At 66.0% G+C, this 16683-nt stretch carries 12 protein-coding genes and 1 pseudogene; all 13 read left to right on the top strand.

Annotated features, from left to right (window positions below; translation table 11 throughout):
* The first annotated feature begins 169 nt into the window (after positions 1-169).
* The 13 genes and pseudogenes from katG (at position 170) to ACP26O_RS30610 (ending at position 16678) form a co-directional block, all read left to right on the top strand.
* Positions 170-2337: pseudogene (gene katG / locus ACP26O_RS30670) on the top strand (catalase/peroxidase HPI).
* Positions 2338-2394: 57 nt separating this feature from the next.
* Positions 2395-2853: a pseudoazurin gene (locus ACP26O_RS30665; RefSeq protein WP_175664557.1), complete on the top strand. Its 459-nt coding sequence runs from the start codon at positions 2395-2397 to the stop codon at positions 2851-2853.
* 339 nt (positions 2854-3192) lie between these two features.
* Positions 3193-4053 (top strand): transporter substrate-binding domain-containing protein, encoded by an 861-nt coding sequence (locus ACP26O_RS30660; protein ID WP_175664558.1) that lies wholly within the window; start codon positions 3193-3195, stop codon positions 4051-4053.
* 92 nt (positions 4054-4145) lie between these two features.
* Positions 4146-4868 (top strand): ABC transporter permease, encoded by a 723-nt coding sequence (locus ACP26O_RS30655; RefSeq protein ID WP_006753458.1) that lies wholly within the window; start codon positions 4146-4148, stop codon positions 4866-4868.
* A 12-nt stretch (positions 4869-4880) separates the two neighbouring features.
* Positions 4881-5627: an ABC transporter permease gene (locus ACP26O_RS30650; protein ID WP_175664559.1), complete on the top strand. Its 747-nt coding sequence runs from the start codon at positions 4881-4883 to the stop codon at positions 5625-5627.
* Between the two features lie 28 nt (positions 5628-5655).
* A complete protein-coding gene (locus tag ACP26O_RS30645) occupies positions 5656-6447 on the top strand; it encodes an ABC transporter ATP-binding protein (RefSeq protein WP_426356437.1) in 792 nt (263 codons plus the stop codon).
* Between the two features lie 7 nt (positions 6448-6454).
* Complete coding sequence (locus ACP26O_RS30640; protein ID WP_175664561.1) at positions 6455-7948, top strand: HAL/PAL/TAL family ammonia-lyase; 1494 nt, start codon at positions 6455-6457, stop codon at positions 7946-7948.
* A gap of 55 nt (positions 7949-8003) precedes the next feature.
* The gene (hutC, locus tag ACP26O_RS30635) at positions 8004-8759 is read left to right on the top strand and encodes a histidine utilization repressor (protein WP_011660728.1); all 756 of its coding nucleotides are present in this window, start codon (positions 8004-8006) and stop codon (positions 8757-8759) included.
* An 88-nt stretch (positions 8760-8847) separates the two neighbouring features.
* Entirely contained in the window at positions 8848-12303 is a 3456-nt protein-coding gene (locus ACP26O_RS30630) for an adenylate/guanylate cyclase domain-containing protein (RefSeq protein ID WP_175664562.1), read from the top strand.
* 76 nt (positions 12304-12379) lie between these two features.
* On the top strand, positions 12380-13429 hold the full coding sequence (locus ACP26O_RS30625; protein WP_175664563.1) for a patatin-like phospholipase family protein: 1050 nt from the start codon (positions 12380-12382) through the stop codon (positions 13427-13429).
* A gap of 138 nt (positions 13430-13567) precedes the next feature.
* Complete coding sequence (locus ACP26O_RS30620; protein ID WP_175664780.1) at positions 13568-14107, top strand: HD domain-containing protein; 540 nt, start codon at positions 13568-13570, stop codon at positions 14105-14107.
* Positions 14108-14255: 148 nt separating this feature from the next.
* On the top strand, positions 14256-15185 hold the full coding sequence (locus ACP26O_RS30615; protein ID WP_012371999.1) for a hypothetical protein: 930 nt from the start codon (positions 14256-14258) through the stop codon (positions 15183-15185).
* On the top strand, positions 15185-16678 hold the full coding sequence (locus tag ACP26O_RS30610; RefSeq protein WP_175701353.1) for an alginate export family protein: 1494 nt from the start codon (positions 15185-15187) through the stop codon (positions 16676-16678). The genes ACP26O_RS30615 and ACP26O_RS30610 overlap by 1 nt, the downstream gene beginning before the upstream one ends.
* Positions 16679-16683 lie beyond the last annotated feature (5 nt).

The following is a 16683-nucleotide window of genomic DNA, read 5'->3' as shown; positions in this document are numbered from 1 at the left end:
CGCCCATAGTCCGCATTAATCGGACGAATAAAAACTACCGATTGGCCGACGAATTCCATCAAAGACCACAATCCTCCGGCATTCCAACATTACGCCCAATTACGGAGGGGTCAATATGCAGAAAAAACGTATCGGAAAATCGGTCGTGGCCGCGCTCGCCATCATCGCGATGAGTGCCGGCACCGTTGCCGCGTGGGCCGACGGTGCGCCGCGCACGAATGACTTCTGGTGGCCGGAGCGGCTCGATCTTTCACCGCTGCGTCAGCACGACGTCGAGTCGAATCCGTACGGAAAGGATTTCGACTATGCGCAGGCATTCAACAAGCTCGATATCGAGGCCGTGAAGAAGGATATCCGCGCGACCCTGACGACGTCGCAGGACTGGTGGCCGGCAGACTACGGCAACTATGGACCGTTCTTCATCCGGATGGCGTGGCACGGAGCGGGCACCTATCGCACGTACGATGGCCGGGGCGGCGCCGGCGGCGCACAGCAGCGCTTCGAGCCGCTGAACAGCTGGCCGGATAACGCCAATCTCGACAAGGCGCGCCGTTTGTTGTGGCCGATCAAGAAGAAATATGGCGAGAATATTTCGTGGGGCGATTTGATGGTCCTCACCGGCAATGTCGCGCTTGAATCCATGGGTTTTCAAACCTTCGGCTTTGGCGGCGGCCGGGAAGACGACTGGCAATCGGATCTGGTTTACTGGGGCGCCGGCACGAAATTCATGTCGGATAACCGCGACAAGAACGGCAAGCTCGAGAAGCCGCTGGCGGCCACCCAAATGGGGCTGATCTACGTGAACCCGGAAGGTCCGAACGGCAACCCCGATCCCGTCGCCGCGGCAAAGGACATTCGCGACGCGTTCGGCCGCATGGCGATGAATGACGAGGAGACCCTCGCGCTGATCGCGGGCGGTCATACCTTCGGCAAGACGCACGGCGCGGGCCGCGCGACAAACGTCGGCGCGGCGCCGGAAGCCGCGGGCATCGAGCGCAAGGCCTGGGCTGGGCGAACAAGTGCGGTACCGGGAAGGGCGCCGACACGATCACGAGCGGCCTTGAAGGCGCATGGTCGGTCGACCCCGTTCACTTCACGATGCAGTATCTCGACAATCTGCTCGAACACGATTGGGTGCTGACGAAGAGCCCGGCAGGCGCTCATCAGTGGATGCCGAAGGACGCGCAGGACATCGTGCCGGACGCACACGATCCGTCGAAGCGACATCCGCTGATGATGTTTACGACCGATATCGCGTTGAAGGTCGATCCCGCGTACAGCGCGATCGCCAAGCGCTTTCACGCGCATCCCGAGGAATTCAAGCTGGCGTTCGCCAAGGCGTGGTTCAAGCTGACGCACCGGGATCTCGGCCCGAAGGCGCGCTATCTGGGCAAGGATGTGCCCAAGGTCGATCTGATCTGGCAGGATCCGCTGCCCGTTGCCGGCTACCAGATGATCGGCGACGCCGATATCGCGGAGCTGAAGCGCAGGATCCTCGCATCGGGGGTGCCGAAGGCGGAACTGATCAAGACCGCGTGGGCGTCCGCGGCCTCGTTCCGTGCCACCGACTACCGAGGCGGCGCGAATGGCGCGCGCATTCGCCTCGCGCCGGAAAACGCCTGGGCGGTGAATGACCCGGCGAGCCTGTCGAAAGTGCTGAAGTCGCTGGAAGGCATTCAGTCCGGCTTCAACAGGAACAGAACGGATGGCAAGCAGGTGTCGCTGGCCGACCTGATCGTGCTGGGCGGCAGCGCGGCCGTCGAGGATGCGGCCCGCAAGGCCGGCTACGACGTCAAGGTGCCATTCTCGCCGGGACGCGTCGATGCGACGCAGGCGCAGACCGATGTCGCTTCCTTCGCCGTTCTCGAGCCGACCTCCGACGGGTTCCGCAACTACTATCAGAATAGCAATGAGCGGTCGCCGGCCGAGTTGATGGTCGACCGCGCGAGCAAGCTGGATCTCACCGTTCCGGAGATGACCGTTCTCATGGGCGGGCTGCGTGCGCTGGACGCCAATGCGGGCCATTCAAGGCTCGGTGTCCTGACCAATCGTCCCGGCACGCTGAGCAACGACTTCTTCGTGAATCTGCTCGACATGTCGACCCAATGGACGAAGTCCTCCAGTGCCGACGGGACTTACGAAGGGCGTGACCGCAAGACGGGCGCGCTCAAGTGGACGGCAAGCCCGGTCGATCTGGTGTTCGGTTCCAGTTCGGAGCTGCGGGCCGTTGCCGAAGTCTATGCGTCGGACGATGCGCACGAGAAGTTCGTGCGCGACTTTGTCCACGCGTGGACGAAAGTGATGAACCTCGATCGCTTCGATCTGAAGCGCAGCTGATACCGTGATCGGATTGGCCGGGGGAGCGATCCCGCGGCCAATCCGTCGGAGAACGAAATGAAGAAATCTGGATTGGCGCGGTTGATCGTCGGGGTGGGATTGCTGTGGTCGCTCGGTGCTTACGCGGCCGACATCGAAGTCAGGATGCTGAATCAGGCGTCGGACGGCCAGCGCGGGTTCGAGCCGGCCCTCGTCCATATCAACGCGGGCGATAGCGTCCATTTTGTGGCGGCCGACAGCGGTCATAGCGTCGAAAGCATTCCCGGGATGGCGCCGGACGGGACCAGGTCATTTGGCGGAAAGATCAGTGAAGACCTGACCGTGAAGTTCGACACGCCGGGCGTCTATGGCTATCGCTGTCTCCCTCATCACATGTTGGGCATGGTCGGCTTGATCGTGGTCGGACAGCCGACGAACGAAGCCGCGGCCCGAAGCGTTGCACAACCGCGCGATGCAAAAGCGCGTTTCGATCAGCTCTTTGCGGCGCTGGACCGCGAGCAAACCAAGCAGAAGTAGCGCCCGCCGCCGGGGGCTGGATCGGCACGGACGTGATTCATCGTCAGATGAATCGTGATGGTCGTCCGTGCCGAGTCTCAGCCCCGCTCCCGATCGAATTCAAAATTTGTCTAGTCATCCTGGCGATTGGATCGCCGGAATTGCACCAAATCCGTGCCAGAATTCCCCTCGATGACGCACGTCAGAGCCCTGAAATTAGGGGATTTCCCGCGTTTACGCGGTTTTTTTTGATCGCTGCTTGTCTCGCTGTTTTTCTTCTTGCATGCTTGTATAGACAAATTCCTGAGGCGGCTTGCTGCACCGAAGGGATGGCGAACTTCAACGCAAGGAGAAACTCTCGTGAACGGCAAGCGCATCAAGTGGGCAATCAGGACGATCGGCGCCATCGCGGCCGCGGCGGCAACGCTCGCCGCACCGGTGCAGGCAAAGGAATGGAAGACGGTGACGGTCGCGCTCGAAGGCGGCTACGCACCGTGGAACCTCACGCTGCCGGGCGGCAAGCTCGGCGGTTTCGAACCGGAACTGCTCGCCAACGTGTGCGAGCGGATCAAGGTGCAGTGCAATATGGTCGCACAGGACTGGGACGGGATGATTCCCGGTCTGCAGGCCGGCAAGTTCGACGTCCTGATGGATGCGATCTCGATCACGCCGGAGCGCGAGAAGATCCTGCTGTTCTCGCGCCCGTATGCGGCCACGCCGGCGACCTTCGCCGTCACCGATACGAAGATCCTGCCGAAGGCCGTGCCCGGTGCGCCGATGGTCAAGCTGACCGGCGACGCGAATGCCGACAAGCCGACCGTCGACACGCTGCGCAAGCAGCTGAAGGGCAAGACGATCGGCATCCAGTCGGGCACCGTCTATACGAAGTTCATCAACGACAGCTTCAAGGACATCGCGTCGATCCGCGTGTACAAGACGTCGCCTGAGCGCGATCTCGACCTCGTCGCGGGCCGCATCGACGCGTCGTTCGACGACGTCACGTACTACGCGGCGAACAACACGAAGAAGGACAACGCGTCGATCGTGCTCGCGGGGCCGAAGCTCGGCGGACCGATCTGGGGCCCGGGTGAAGGGCTCGCGTTCCGCAAGCAGGACGCCGAGCTGAAGACGAAGTTCGATACGGCGATCGGCGCGGCGCTCGCGGACGGCACCGTGAAGAAACTCGCCGACAAGTGGTTCAAGACCGACGTCACGCCGTAAGCGCGTGTCCGGCCGCCGCCGCGTGAGCGGCTCGACCGACGCGCGGCGGCACGCATCCTGCGGATTCATCCAACACTTGCCGGGAGGCACGCATGGCGATTCTTGAAATGCTCGGCTTCGGTACCGAGGGCTGGGGCGGCGTGCTGTTGCTCGCCGCGCTGATGACGGTCGCGCTGACGCTTGCCGCGCTCGCGGTCGGCGCCGTGATCGGCGCGGCGATCGCGGCGGCCAAGCTGTCGCGCCACCGCAGCGCCCGCCTGCTCGGCGACCTGTACACGACGGTGTTTCGCGGCGTGCCCGAACTGCTCGTCATCTATCTGTTCTACTTCGGCGGCTCGACGCTCGTCACGACCGTCGGCCAGTGGTTCGGCGCGGAAGGCTTCATCGGTGTGCCGCCGTTCGTGATCGGCGCACTCGCCGTCGGGATGATCTCGGGCGCCTATCAGGCCGAGGTGTATCGCGCGGCGGTGCTCGCGGTGTCGAAAGGCGAGCTCGAAGCGGCGCGCTCGATCGGCATGCCGCGCGCCATGGTGCTGCGCCGCATCCTGGTGCCGCAGGTGCTGCGTTTCGCGCTGCCCGGCATCGGCAACGTGTGGCAATTGAGCCTGAAGGATTCGGCGCTGATCTCGGTCACCGGCCTCGCCGAACTGCTGCGCACGAGCCAGATCGCGGCGAGCTCGACGCATCAGTACTTCGTGTTCTTCGTCGCGGGCGGCGCGCTGTACCTGGTGATGACGGGCCTGTCGAACCGCGTGTTCAACCGGGCCGAAGCGATCGTCGGCCGCTCGTTCCGCCGCAATTTCGCGCGCAACTGACGGAGAGCACGCATGACATTCGATTTCGATTTCCTCCTCGGCACGCTGGGCCAGCTGCTCGCGGCCGTGCCGACCACGCTGGGCCTGTTCTTCGCGTCGCTCGTGCTCGGCGGCCTGCTGTCGCTCGTGATCGTCACGATGCGCGTGTCGCCGCACTGGCTGCCGAACCGCTTCGCGCGCGCGTACATCCTCGTGTTTCGCGGCTCGCCGCTGCTGATCCAGATGTTCCTCGTGTATTACGGGCTCGGCCAGTTCGGCGTGATCCGCGAAAGCTTCGTCTGGCCGCTGCTGCGCGAGCCGTATGTGTGCGCGGTGCTGTCGCTCGCGCTGTGCACGGCAGGCTATACGGCCGAGATCTTGCGTGGCGGGCTGATGGCCGTGCCGGTCGGGCAGATCGAGGCCGGTTATTCGATCGGCCTGTCGGGCTTCGCGCTGCTGCGCCGCGTGATCGGCCCGATCGCATTGCGCCAGTGCCTGCCCGCGTATTCGACCGAAGCCGTGCTGCTGGTCAAGTCGACCGCGCTCGCGAGCCTCGTGACCGTGTGGGAGGTGACGGGCGTCGCGCAGCAGATCATCCAGCAGACCTACCGGACGACCGAGGTGTTCGTGTGCGCGGCGCTGATCTACCTGGGCCTGAACTTCATCGTCGTGCGCCTGCTCGGCGCGCTCGAATGGCGACTCTCCGGCCACCTGCGTGCGCCGAAGCCATCCGGTGCGCCCGCCGCGGCGGCACGCAATCCCCGGCGCGTTGCGTCCTGAGCATCCCCGTCCTTTCCCGGAGAATCCGATGAACACCGCTGCTCCCGTTGCGCTGTCGGTCAAGAACATCCACAAGTCGTTTGGCGATCATCACGTGCTGAAGGGTATCTCGCTCGACGCGCACGAGGGCGACGTCATCTCGATCCTCGGCGCGAGCGGCTCGGGCAAGAGCACCTTCCTGCGCTGCCTGAACCTGCTCGAAACGCCCGACGACGGCTCCGTCGCGCTTGCCGGCGAAGAACTGAAGATGAAGCGCGCACGCGACGGCAAGCTCCAGGCTGCCGACCACCAGCAGTTCCATCGCATCCGCTCGCAGCTCGGGATGGTGTTCCAGAACTTCAACCTGTGGTCGCACATGACGGTGCTCGACAATCTCGTCGAAGGGCCGCTGCGCGTGCTCAAGCGCACCCGCGCGGAAGCGGTCGAGGAAGCCGAGGCGCTGCTCGCGCGCGTCGGCCTCGCGGACAAGCGCGGCTACTATCCGGCGCACCTGTCGGGCGGCCAGCAGCAGCGCGTCGCGATCGCCCGGGCGCTCGCGATGCATCCGAAGGTGATGCTGTTCGACGAACCGACGTCGGCGCTCGACCCGGAGCTGGTCGGCGAAGTGCTGCGCGTGATGCGCTCGCTCGCGGAGGAAGGGCGCACCATGCTGGTCGTTACGCACGAAATGGGCTTCGCGCGACACGTGTCGAATCGCGTGATGTTCCTGCATCAGGGCGAGGTCGATTCGGACGGCCCGCCCGACGCGCTGTTCGGCGGCCAGTGTTCGGAACGCTTCCGCCAGTTCGTGTCGAGCCATCACGACCGCGCCGCGAACTGAGGACGTCATGACCGTATTCCGTTCTGCACGGCCGCTCGACTGGCGGCAGATTGCGGCCGTCGCGGCCGGCGAACCGCTGGCGTTGACCGACGATGCGCGCGGGCGGATCGCCGCGGCGCGCGAGCTCGTCGACGAGATCGTCGCGCGCGGGATTCGCGCGTACGGCGTCAATACCGGCGTCGGCGCGCTGTGCGACGTGATCGTGTCGCCGGCCCAGCAGAGCACGCTGTCGCGCAACATCCTGATGAGCCACGCGGTCGGCGTCGGCATGCCGCTCGGCGCGCCCGAAACGCGCGCGATCATCGCGGCGGCGATCAACAACTTCGCGCATGGGCACTCGGGCGTGCGTGCCGACGTCGTCGAACAGCTCGTCGCGCTGCTCGAACACGATTGCCTGCCCGAGGTGCCGGCGCACGGCTCGGTCGGCTACCTGACCCACATGGCGCACGTCGCGCTCGTGTGCATCGGGCAGGGTCATGCACGCCATCGCGGCGAGCGCATACGTGGCGACGAGGCACTGCGCCGCATCGGTCGCGAACCGCTCGCGCTCGGCGCGAAAGAAGGCCTGAGCCTGGTCAACGGCACGCCGTGCGTGACGGGGCTCGCCGCGTTCGCGCTGGCGCGCGCGGAGCGGCTGCTCGACTGGGCCGACTGGATCGCGGCGGCGAGCTTCGAGAATCTCGGCGGGCAGCTCGCCGCGTTCGACCCGGTGTCGCTCGCGCTGCGGATCTCGCCCGGCATCGGGCACGTCGGCGCGCGCCTGCGGGCGATGCTCGCCGACAGCCCGATGCTCGGCGCGGCGAGCGGGCGGCATACGCAGGATCCGCTCAGCCTGCGCACGATTCCGCACGTGCACGGCGCGGCGCGCGACGTGTTCGCGGTGACGGCGGAAGTCGTCGACCGCGAACTCGCGTCCGTCACCGACAATCCGATCGTCGCCGGTACGCGCGACGCGCCGGTCGTTCATTCGCAGGCGCATGCGGTCGGCGCGGGCATCGCGCTTGCGATGGACAGCCTCGCGGCCGCGATGGCGCAGGTGGCGGCCATCGCCGAGCGGCGTCTGGACCGTCTCGTCAATCCGCTCGTGAGCGGGTTGCCGGCGTTTCTCGCGGCGCCCGGCGGCACGTGTTCGGGCTTCATGATCGCGCAGTACACGGCGGTCGCGCTCGTCGCGCAGAATCAGCGGCTCGCGGCACCGGCGAGCCTCGACGGCGGCATTACGTCGGGGCTGCAGGAAGATCATCTGTGCCACGCGACGCCTGCCGCGCTGAAGGCGCTCGACATCATCGAGAATACGACGCGCGTGCTCGCGATCGAGCTGCTGGCCGCCGCGCAGGCCTACGATTTGCAGGCGAGCGGAGCGGCGCGTGCCGCGTCGACCGACGCGCTGTGGCGACAGGTGCGCGAACGTGTGCCCGCGTATCACGACGACCGGCCGCTTGCCGACGACATCGCGATCGCGGCCGGGATCGTCGCGGGCGTGCCGCCGTCGGTGCTGTAGCGGTGCGAGGGATGACGGGCGGCGGGGCATCCAACCTTCAATCGGTCGAGGGCGCATGAACGAAACGGAACGATACACACCGGCGCGTCGGGCCGGCACGTCGGGCGACGACGTGCCGGCACGCGCGCTGCCGGCGTACCAGCAGATCAAGCGCTACGTCGTCGAGCGGATCGCGAAGGGCGACTGGAAACCAGGCGGCGCGATTCCGACCGAGGCCGAGCTGGTCAAGGAGTTCGGCGTCGCACGGATGACGGTGTCGCGCGCGCTGCGCGAGCTGACCACCGAGCGCGTGCTGACGCGCATCCAGGGCGCCGGCACGTTCGTCGAGCGCCGGCATTACGAATCGACGGTGCTGGAGATCCGCAATATCGCGGACGAGATTGCCGAACGCGGCCATCGGCACAGCGCGCGCGTGTTGCTGCTCGAGCGCAGCGTCGAGCCGGAAGCGATCGAGGCGCTGGCGCTTCGCACGGGGCCCGTGTTTCATTCGCGCATCGTGCATTACGAGGAGGACGAGCCGATCCAGTTCGAGGATCGCTACGTGAACCCGGCCTTGTTTCCGGACTACCTGGAGCAGGATTTCACGCTCGAGACGCCGAATCACTACATGGTGCGGCTCGCGCCGATCCAGCGCGCGGAGTTCCGGATCTACGCGGAGAAGCCGAATGCGCAGGTGCGTCGGCATCTCGTCATGGAGATCGGCGAACCGTGTCTGCTATTGCGGCGCCGCACGTGGGTCGGCGAGCAGGTCGCCACGTCGGTGAGGCTGTGGCATCCGGCGTCGCGCTTTCATCTGGCGGGGAAGATGTAGGGTTAACTGGTGCCGGTTGGCCCTGAATACCCGCGGAGAGTGGCGCATAATGTTTTGAGGTCGACCCTTGGCAGGAAGAGAGGGTTTTATGCGCTGCACACTATGCGGGTCCGAGAATCCTCCCGGTGCGAAGTTCTGCCAGGAATGTCAGGCCGTGCTGTCCCGCACGTGCCCGCAATGCGGACATGACGCCGACCCCGCGGCCCGCTTCTGCAGCAATTGCGGAGCGTCGCTCGAGACGACCGCCGCGGCGCCGCCGCCTTCCCGGCCATCGGCCGGCGAACTCCCGCCGACTCCCGTTCATTACACGCCCGATCATCTTGCCGAGCGGATCCGCGCCGAGCACGCGGCGATGGAAGCGCGCGGCGAGCCCGCCGGCGAGCGCAAGACCGTGACCGCGCTGTTTGCCGACATGGCCGGATCGACCGCGCTGATCCACGATCTCGATCCCGAAGTGGCGCATCGCCTGATCGTGCCCGTGGTCGAGCTGATGATGGAGGCGGTCCATTACTATGAAGGGTACGTAGCAAAATCGCTCGGCGACGGCATCCTCGCGCTGTTCGGCGCACCGATCGCCCACGAAGACCACGCGCAGCGCGCGCTCTTCGCCGCGTTGCGCATGCAGCAGGCGATGCGCCAGCATGGCGATCGCATTCGTCTGCAGGAAGGCATTCCTCTGCAGATTCGCGTCGGCGTTCACACGGGCGAGGTCGTCGTTCGTTCGATCCGCACCGACGACTTGCACACCGAGTACGATCCGCTCGGGCATACGATCCACATCGCGTCGCGGATCGAGGGCATCGCGGCGCCGACGTCGATTCTCGTCAGCGAGTCGACCCACAAGCTGGCCGAGGGCTATTTCGAATTCAAGGCGCTGGGCGCGACGCAACTGAAGGGCATTCCCGCGCCGCTGTGCGTGTACGAGGTGCTCGGCCTGGGCGCGTTGCGCACGCGCCTGCAACTGGCGGCGCACCGCGGCCTCGCGCGCTTCGTCGGCCGCGAAACGGAAATGGAGCACCTGAACCGCGCGCTGGACACCATGCGGGCCGGGCACGGACGCGTGGTCGGCGTGGTGGGGGAAGCCGGCGTCGGCAAGTCGCGTCTGTTCCATGAGTTCAAGGAGCGTTCGCGGCGTGGCGCGCTGGTGCTGGAGACGTTCTCGGTATCGCACGGCAAGGCGTTTCCCAATCTGCCGCTCATCGAACTCCTGAAGAATTATTTCCAGATCACGACCCAGGACGACGAGCGGCGCTGCCGGGAAAAGGTGATCGGCAAGGCGCTCACGCTCGAGCGCAGTTTCGAGGACCTCGTGCCGTACGTCCTCTATCTGCTGGGCATCGGCGAAGGCAGCCCGGTGCTCGCCGAGATGGATCCTCAGATCCGGCGCGAGCGCACCTTCGACGCGATCAGGCAGCTGCTCGTGCGCGAGAGCCGGAATCAGCCGCTCCATCTGCTGTTCGAGGATCTGCAATGGCTCGACCGCGAAACGGAAGCCTTCCTCACGTACCTGATCGACCACGTGCCCGACGCACGCATCCTGCTGCTGGTGAACTACCGGCCCGAGTATCGGCCCGCGTGGGCGGGAGCGGCGCACTGGAGCACGCTGCGGCTCGAACCGCTGGGCCCGTCGGATGCGCAGGGATTGCTCACGGCGCTGCTCGGCGAGGATCGCTCGCTCGTGCCGCTGAAGCAGCTCATTCTGGAGAAGACGGAGGGCAACCCGTTCTTCATGGAGGAAGTGGTCCAGACGCTCGTCGAAGAGAAGTCGCTGCTCGGCGAGGCCGGGCATTATCGGATCGATGAGACACCGGCGACGCTGCACATACCGACCACCGTGCAGGGCGTGCTGGCTGCGCGGATCGACCGGCTGCCGCTCGACGAAAAGGAACTGCTGCAGGCGCTCGCCGTGATCGGCCACGAGTTTCCGTTCAGCCTGATCCGGCGAATTTGCGGCGAGGCGCCGGCACGGGACGACGAACTGCGGCGCCTGCTCGCGCATCTGGAAGCGGCGGAGTTCATCTACGAGCGTCCCGCCTTCCCCGAAGTCAATTATTCGTTCAAGCACGCGCTGACCCAGGAAGTGGCCGGGCGCTCGTTGCTCACGGAGCGGCGGACCACGCTGCACGAGCGCACCGCGCAGGCGATCGAGATGCTGTTTCCGACGCGCATCGCCGATTACTGCAGCGAGCTTGCGCACCACTACAGCCAGAGCGGCAACATTCCGAAGGCGGTCGAATACCTGCATCGTGCGGCCCAGCAGGCGTTGCGCCACGCCGCGCATCACGATGCGATGAATCACCTCGGCGCGGCGCTGGCGTTGCTGAAGGGCTTACCCGACACACCCGTGCGTGCGCATTGGGAGCTCACACTGCTGCTTTCGCTCGGGCCGGTCCTGATGGACGTGCGCGGGTATGGCGCAACCGAGGTGGGCGCTGTCTATACGCGTGCGCTCGAGCTGTGCGAGCGGAGCGGCGAGGCATCGCCGCGCTTCGCGACGCAACTGGGATTGCGGATGCATCACGTGGTGCGCGGCGAGTATGCGCTTGCGACCGAGCTGGGCAAGCAGATGCTCGATACGGCCCGGGACGCGAACGATCCGGGCTTCCTCATCGAGGCACATAGCGCACTGGGGTCGTGCTTCTTTCTGCAGGGCGAATTCGCTGCGGCTCGCACGCATCTGGAGCAGGCCCGGGCGATCTACGACCCGGAGCAGCATCAGGCGCACGTGTTCGCGCACGGCGTGGATCCCGGCATCCGGGCGCTCAGCTTCCTCGTGCTGACCCTGTGGATTCAGGGGTATCCCGACCAGGCGCTCGACTGCAGCGTCGAAGCACTGGCGCTCGCGCGGAGCCTTTCTTACGGGCCTTCCCTCGCGTTCAGCCTGACCTACACCGCGCACTTGCACCAACTGCGGCGCGAGCCGCTGCTTGCCGCCGAGCGCGCGGACGCGGTCATCGCCGTATCGACCGAGCACGGCTTGCCGTACTGGCTCGCATGGGGAACGGTGCTGCGAGGCTGGGCGATGAGCGCGCAGGGAAACATCGCGGACGGCATCGCGCAGATGCGGCTGGGCCTCGACGCGCAGCGGGCAGCCGGCGGCGAAGATCAGCGTCCTTATTCGCTCGCATTGCTCGCCGACAGTTACTGGCGCGCGGGCGACAAGCGCTCGGCACTGAGCATGCTCGAAGAGGCCAGGGCGATCGTCGAGCAATCCGGCGAGCATTGCTACGAGGCCGAGGTGTACCGGCTCACCGGAATCTATCTGGCTGACGGCGCGGGCAACGAAGGCGCGGCGCCCGAACGCGACGACGAAGCCATCGATTGCCTTCACAAGGCGATCGCGCGAGCGCGCCAGCAGGGTGCGAGAGCGCTGGAACTGCGGGCGGCGTCCGACCTCGCCAGGCTGTTGCAACGACAGGGAAAGATCGTGGAGGCAACGCAAGCGCTGTCCGAGGTGTATGCGTGGTTCACGGAAGGCTTCGACACGAGCGACCTGCGAGAGGCCAAAACGCTGCTGGATGCATTGGGCGTGCGCGCGGGATGAACGGGCCCGCGGCGCACGACGACGCATCGTGTGACCGCGTGCCGCGCGCGCCCCGCCGCTGCTTGAGGAGACGGGCATGACAATCACGCATACAAGACGTCACCGCGATGTCCCGCGCAAACCGGTCGCGCTGGCGTTGCAGGGCGGCGGGATGCACGGCGCCTTCACCTGGGGCGTGCTCGACCGGCTGATCGAAGACGGCAGGCTCGACATCGAGGGCGTGAGCGCCACCAGCGCCGGCGCGATGAACGCCACGGTACTCGCGTACGGGCTGCTGCAGGGCGGCGAGGACGGTGCGCGTGAAGCGCTGCACGACTTCTGGGAGGCCGTCGCGAAATCGGCGGAGCACTACAACCCGCTGCGCTGGGCGCCCTGGCTGAAGGGCACGCACAGCTTCGGACTCGATCATTCGCCGATTTATGCGTTCGCCGACATGATGCTGCGCATTTTCTCGCCCTATCAGTTCAATCCGAACAACCTGAATCCGCTGCGCGAGGTGCTCGAGCGCCGGGTCGACTTCGACGCGCTGCGCAAGCACTGTCCGATCCGGTTGTACCTGAGCGCCACCAACGTCGAGACCGGGAAGATACGCATCTTCACGGGCGAGGATGTCAGTGCCGACGCGGTGCTTGCATCGGCATGCGTGCCGACCCTGTTCCAGGCGGTGTCGATCGATGGCGAGTACTACTGGGACGGTGGCTACATGGGCAATCCGGCCATCTATCCGCTGATCTACAACTGCGCGACGCGCGACGTCGTGATCGTGCACATCAATCCGCTCGTGCGCCGCGGTGTCCCCGTCACGGCTGCCGAAATTCTCAACCGTATCAGCGAGATCAGTTTCAATTCGTCGCTGATGCGCGAGATGCGCGCCATCGCGTTCGTCACCGACCTGATCCGGGACGGCACGGTCAAGCGCGGCGACATGAAGGAAATGCTGATCCATTCGATTCGCGCGGACGACGCGCTGAGCGCATTGAGCGTATCGAGCAAGTACAACGCGGATTGGGGATTCCTGAGCGAATTGCGGGACCACGGGCGGCGCGAAGCGGACGCGTGGCTCGCGCATCATTACGGCAACATCGGGCAGCGGTCCAGCATCGACATTCGCAGGGAATTTTTCTGAGCGCATCGCGCTAATGTCGGCCTGGGGCGATCGTGCGCGGGCGCCCCGCGCCAAGGAGCGAACGTGAACCGGACGCAGGCGCGATTCGTTGCGTTGTGGTCATGCTGCGGCGGCGCACGTGCCGAGGATGTCTATCGCATGCTGGCGCGGTGCTATGCGGAGCCGGCGCGCCATTACCATACGCTGTTGCATGTACGGCGCTGCTTGCGTCATCTCGACCTCGCGCGCGGCGCGATTCCCGAACCGGACGCCGTCGAGCTCGCGCTGTGGTTTCATGACGTGATCTTCGTCCCCGGCGCGCAGGATAACGAGCAGCGTAGCGCCGACTGGTTCCGGCGCCAGGCGGATGGACGCATCCGCGCGTGCGACCTTGTCTGCGCGATGATTCGCGCGACCACCCACGCGGGCCTCGCCGCGGAACCGGATACCCGTTTCGTGTGCGACATCGACCTGGCCGTGCTCGGTGCGTCTCGCAGCCGGTTTCGCGAAGACGGGCGGCGCCTGCGGGCCGAGCGCCCGGATCTCGACGACCGCGCTTACGACCGTCTTGAACGTGCCATTCTGCGCGGGCTGCTCGAACGCCCGCGCATCTATCTGACCGATTTCTTCTACACGCGCTGCGAGGCGCGCGCGCGCGGGAATCTGAGCTGGCGGCTGGGTTTGCCGGTTCCGGCGTGACGGCGGGCGTTAGGAGGAAGTTGTAAGGCCCGCGCGGCCTATTCAGAACAATTCAGGACGCCGCCATGACATTCAGGCCCGCCTTCACTAGTCTGTTTCGAATCGCCACACGGGCAGCATGCCTGTCGGCAAGCTCAAGGAGAACTCGATGATTGCACTGAAGTTGCGACAGGTATTGCTGACGACGGCCGTATTCGGCGCATTGCTGGCGAACGCGCCGGCCCACGCCGATACGACCCGTCTGGTCGAGTCCGCATCCGGGCGTGTACCGGCCGTCACGGTCGGCCCGCAATACGATACGACGCACGTATGCGTCGCGCCGGAAGATTTCGACCGCTTTACCGACAGCTTCGTCGCGACGTTCGGCGGCAAGAAGTCGAAGCAGGGAGTGTTCCAGGTCACGCCGACGCCGAGCCAGACGATGTCGCAGCTCGTGCTCACGCCGGTCGGCACGGTGTCGGTGTTCGGCTTCAAGACGCCGATTCCGTATCCGTTCTGCGAGGAACGCACCGGTTATCTCGTCACCGACATGGACGTCGCGGTGAAGTCGGCACGCGCGCACGGCGCGGACGTGATCGTCGACACGTTCCCGGACCCGATCGGCCGCGATGCGATCATCCGCTGGCCGGGCGGCGTGAACATGCAACTGTACTGGCATACCGAAGCGCCGCACTACGATGCGCTGCAGACGGTGCCGGAAAACCGCGTGTACGTGTCGCCGGAAAGCGCGAACAAGCTGGTGCGCGATTTCGTCGCGTTCTCGCGCGGCAAGGTCGTGTCGGACGTGCGCCACGCGCCGGGCGTCGAGATCGGCCGGCCGAACGATACGTACCGCCGCATCCGCATCGAATCGGGCTTCGGCAAGATGACGGTGCTCGCGACGGATGGCCGCCTGCCTTACCCGTTCGGCCGCGAGATGACGGGCTACGAAGTGACCGATCTCGCCGCCACGCTGAAGCAGGCGCAAGCGGCCGGCGTGACGGTGCTCGTGCCGACGTTTGCGTCGGACGGCCGCGACGCGGCGCTCGTGCAGTTCCCCGGCGGCTATGTCGCCGAGATCCACGCGCGGTCGAAGTAATGGGACATCGGTCGACGCAACGTGCGTGGCGGGGCGTCCTGCCGACCGCCATGCTGGCGGCGGGCGCCGCGACGTACGCCGGGACGGCGGCCGGTGCCGACGCATCATCTGACCCGGCCCCCGCCACGGCCGCGGCCGCGGCCGCAGCCGCAGCCGCAGCCGCCGGCACGTCGTGCACCGCGAAGCGGCCCACGGTGCTGTTCAACCGCTGGCAGGAAGACTGGTCGGTGCTCGCGAACCCGTGCGTGCCGCGCAAGCCGCTCGACGCGTTGAAGTACATCCCGCTCGGCGGCGATCCGTCGACCTACCTGTCGCTCGGCGCGAACCTGCGTGAGCGCTTCGAGCTGAACAACGCGCCGCTGTTCGGGCTGGGCGCCGCGCATGACGACAATTACGTGATCCAGCGTGCGAACGTACACGCGGATCTGCGCTATGCCGGGCATTTCCAGGCGTTCTTCCAGCTCGTCGATTCCCGGCCGTTCGGCAAGGATACGGTCGGGGTGGTCGATCGCGATCAGCTCGACATCGAACAGGCGTTCGTCGCGTATGTCGATCAGTTGGGCGGCGGCACCTTCAAGACCCGCATCGGCCGGCAGGAGATGGCATTCGACTTGCAGCGGTTCGTGTCGGTGCGCGACGGTCCCAACGTGCGTCAGGCGTTCGACGCGCTGTGGGCCAATTACGAAATCGGTAAATGGCGGCTGATCGGCTACGTGACGCGCCCGGTGCAATACCGCAACGACGCGGTGTTCGACGACGTCTCAAACCGGCACCTGAGATTCGACGGCGTGCGCGTCGAGCGCAGCGGCACCGGTCCCGGCGACCTGTCGGCGTACTGGTCGCGCTATACGCGCGACAATGCGCGCTATCTCGCCGGCGCCGGCACCGAACGGCGCGACGTGTTCGACATGCGCTACGCGGGCAAATCGGGGCAATTCGACTGGGACGCCGAGGCGATGCTCCAGACCGGGCACATCGGACCGGACACGATCGGCGCGTGGGCATTCGGCACGCTGGCCGGCTATACGTTCGCGAAAACGGCCGGCACGCCGCGCATCGGCATTCAGTTCGACGGCGCATCGGGCGACCGGCATCCGGGCGACGGGCGCATGGGCACCTTCAACCCGCTGTTCCCGAACGGCTATTACTTCACGCTTGCCGGCTACACCGGCTACAGCAACCTGATTCACGTGAAGCCGTCGCTGACGTTCAAGCCGGCCAGCAACGTGACGGTCATGACCGCGGTCGGCTTCCAGTGGCGCGCGACGACGGCCGATGCGATCTACGGGCAAGGGATGTCGGCGGTGCCCGGCACGGCCGGCAAGGGCAGTGCGTGGACCGGCATGTATGCGCAGGCCCGCGTGGACTGGCTCGTCAATGCAAACGTGGCGCTTGCCGTCGAAGCCGTGCACTTCCAGGTCGCCGATTCGATTCGCGCGCTCGGCGCGCGCAATGCCGACTATGTCGGCATGGAGGCGAAGTTCGGCTGGTAACACCG

The organism is Burkholderia sp. R-40 (assembly GCF_049942845.1).
Lineage (GTDB): Bacteria > Pseudomonadota > Gammaproteobacteria > Burkholderiales > Burkholderiaceae > Burkholderia > Burkholderia ambifaria.
This window is presented reverse-complemented; position numbering and strand designations above follow the sequence as displayed.

Excerpts from the sequence above, each read along its gene's own strand:
- ACP26O_RS30640 (WP_175664561.1), top strand. The coding sequence starts at position 6,455 with ATGACCGTATTCCGTTCTGCACGGCCGCTCGACTGGCGGCAGATTGCG.
- ACP26O_RS30625 (WP_175664563.1), top strand. The coding sequence starts at position 12,380 with ATGACAATCACGCATACAAGACGTCACCGCGATGTCCCGCGCAAACCG.
- ACP26O_RS30610 (WP_175701353.1), top strand. The coding sequence starts at position 15,185 with ATGGGACATCGGTCGACGCAACGTGCGTGGCGGGGCGTCCTGCCGACC.
- ACP26O_RS30665 (WP_175664557.1), top strand. The coding sequence starts at position 2,395 with ATGAAGAAATCTGGATTGGCGCGGTTGATCGTCGGGGTGGGATTGCTG.
- ACP26O_RS30645 (WP_426356437.1), top strand. The coding sequence starts at position 5,656 with ATGAACACCGCTGCTCCCGTTGCGCTGTCGGTCAAGAACATCCACAAG.
- ACP26O_RS30630 (WP_175664562.1), top strand. The coding sequence starts at position 8,848 with ATGCGCTGCACACTATGCGGGTCCGAGAATCCTCCCGGTGCGAAGTTC.
- ACP26O_RS30650 (WP_175664559.1), top strand. The coding sequence starts at position 4,881 with ATGACATTCGATTTCGATTTCCTCCTCGGCACGCTGGGCCAGCTGCTC.
- ACP26O_RS30655 (WP_006753458.1), top strand. The coding sequence starts at position 4,146 with ATGGCGATTCTTGAAATGCTCGGCTTCGGTACCGAGGGCTGGGGCGGC.
- ACP26O_RS30620 (WP_175664780.1), top strand. The coding sequence starts at position 13,568 with ATGCTGGCGCGGTGCTATGCGGAGCCGGCGCGCCATTACCATACGCTG.
- ACP26O_RS30615 (WP_012371999.1), top strand. The coding sequence starts at position 14,256 with ATGATTGCACTGAAGTTGCGACAGGTATTGCTGACGACGGCCGTATTC.
- hutC (WP_011660728.1), top strand. The coding sequence starts at position 8,004 with ATGAACGAAACGGAACGATACACACCGGCGCGTCGGGCCGGCACGTCG.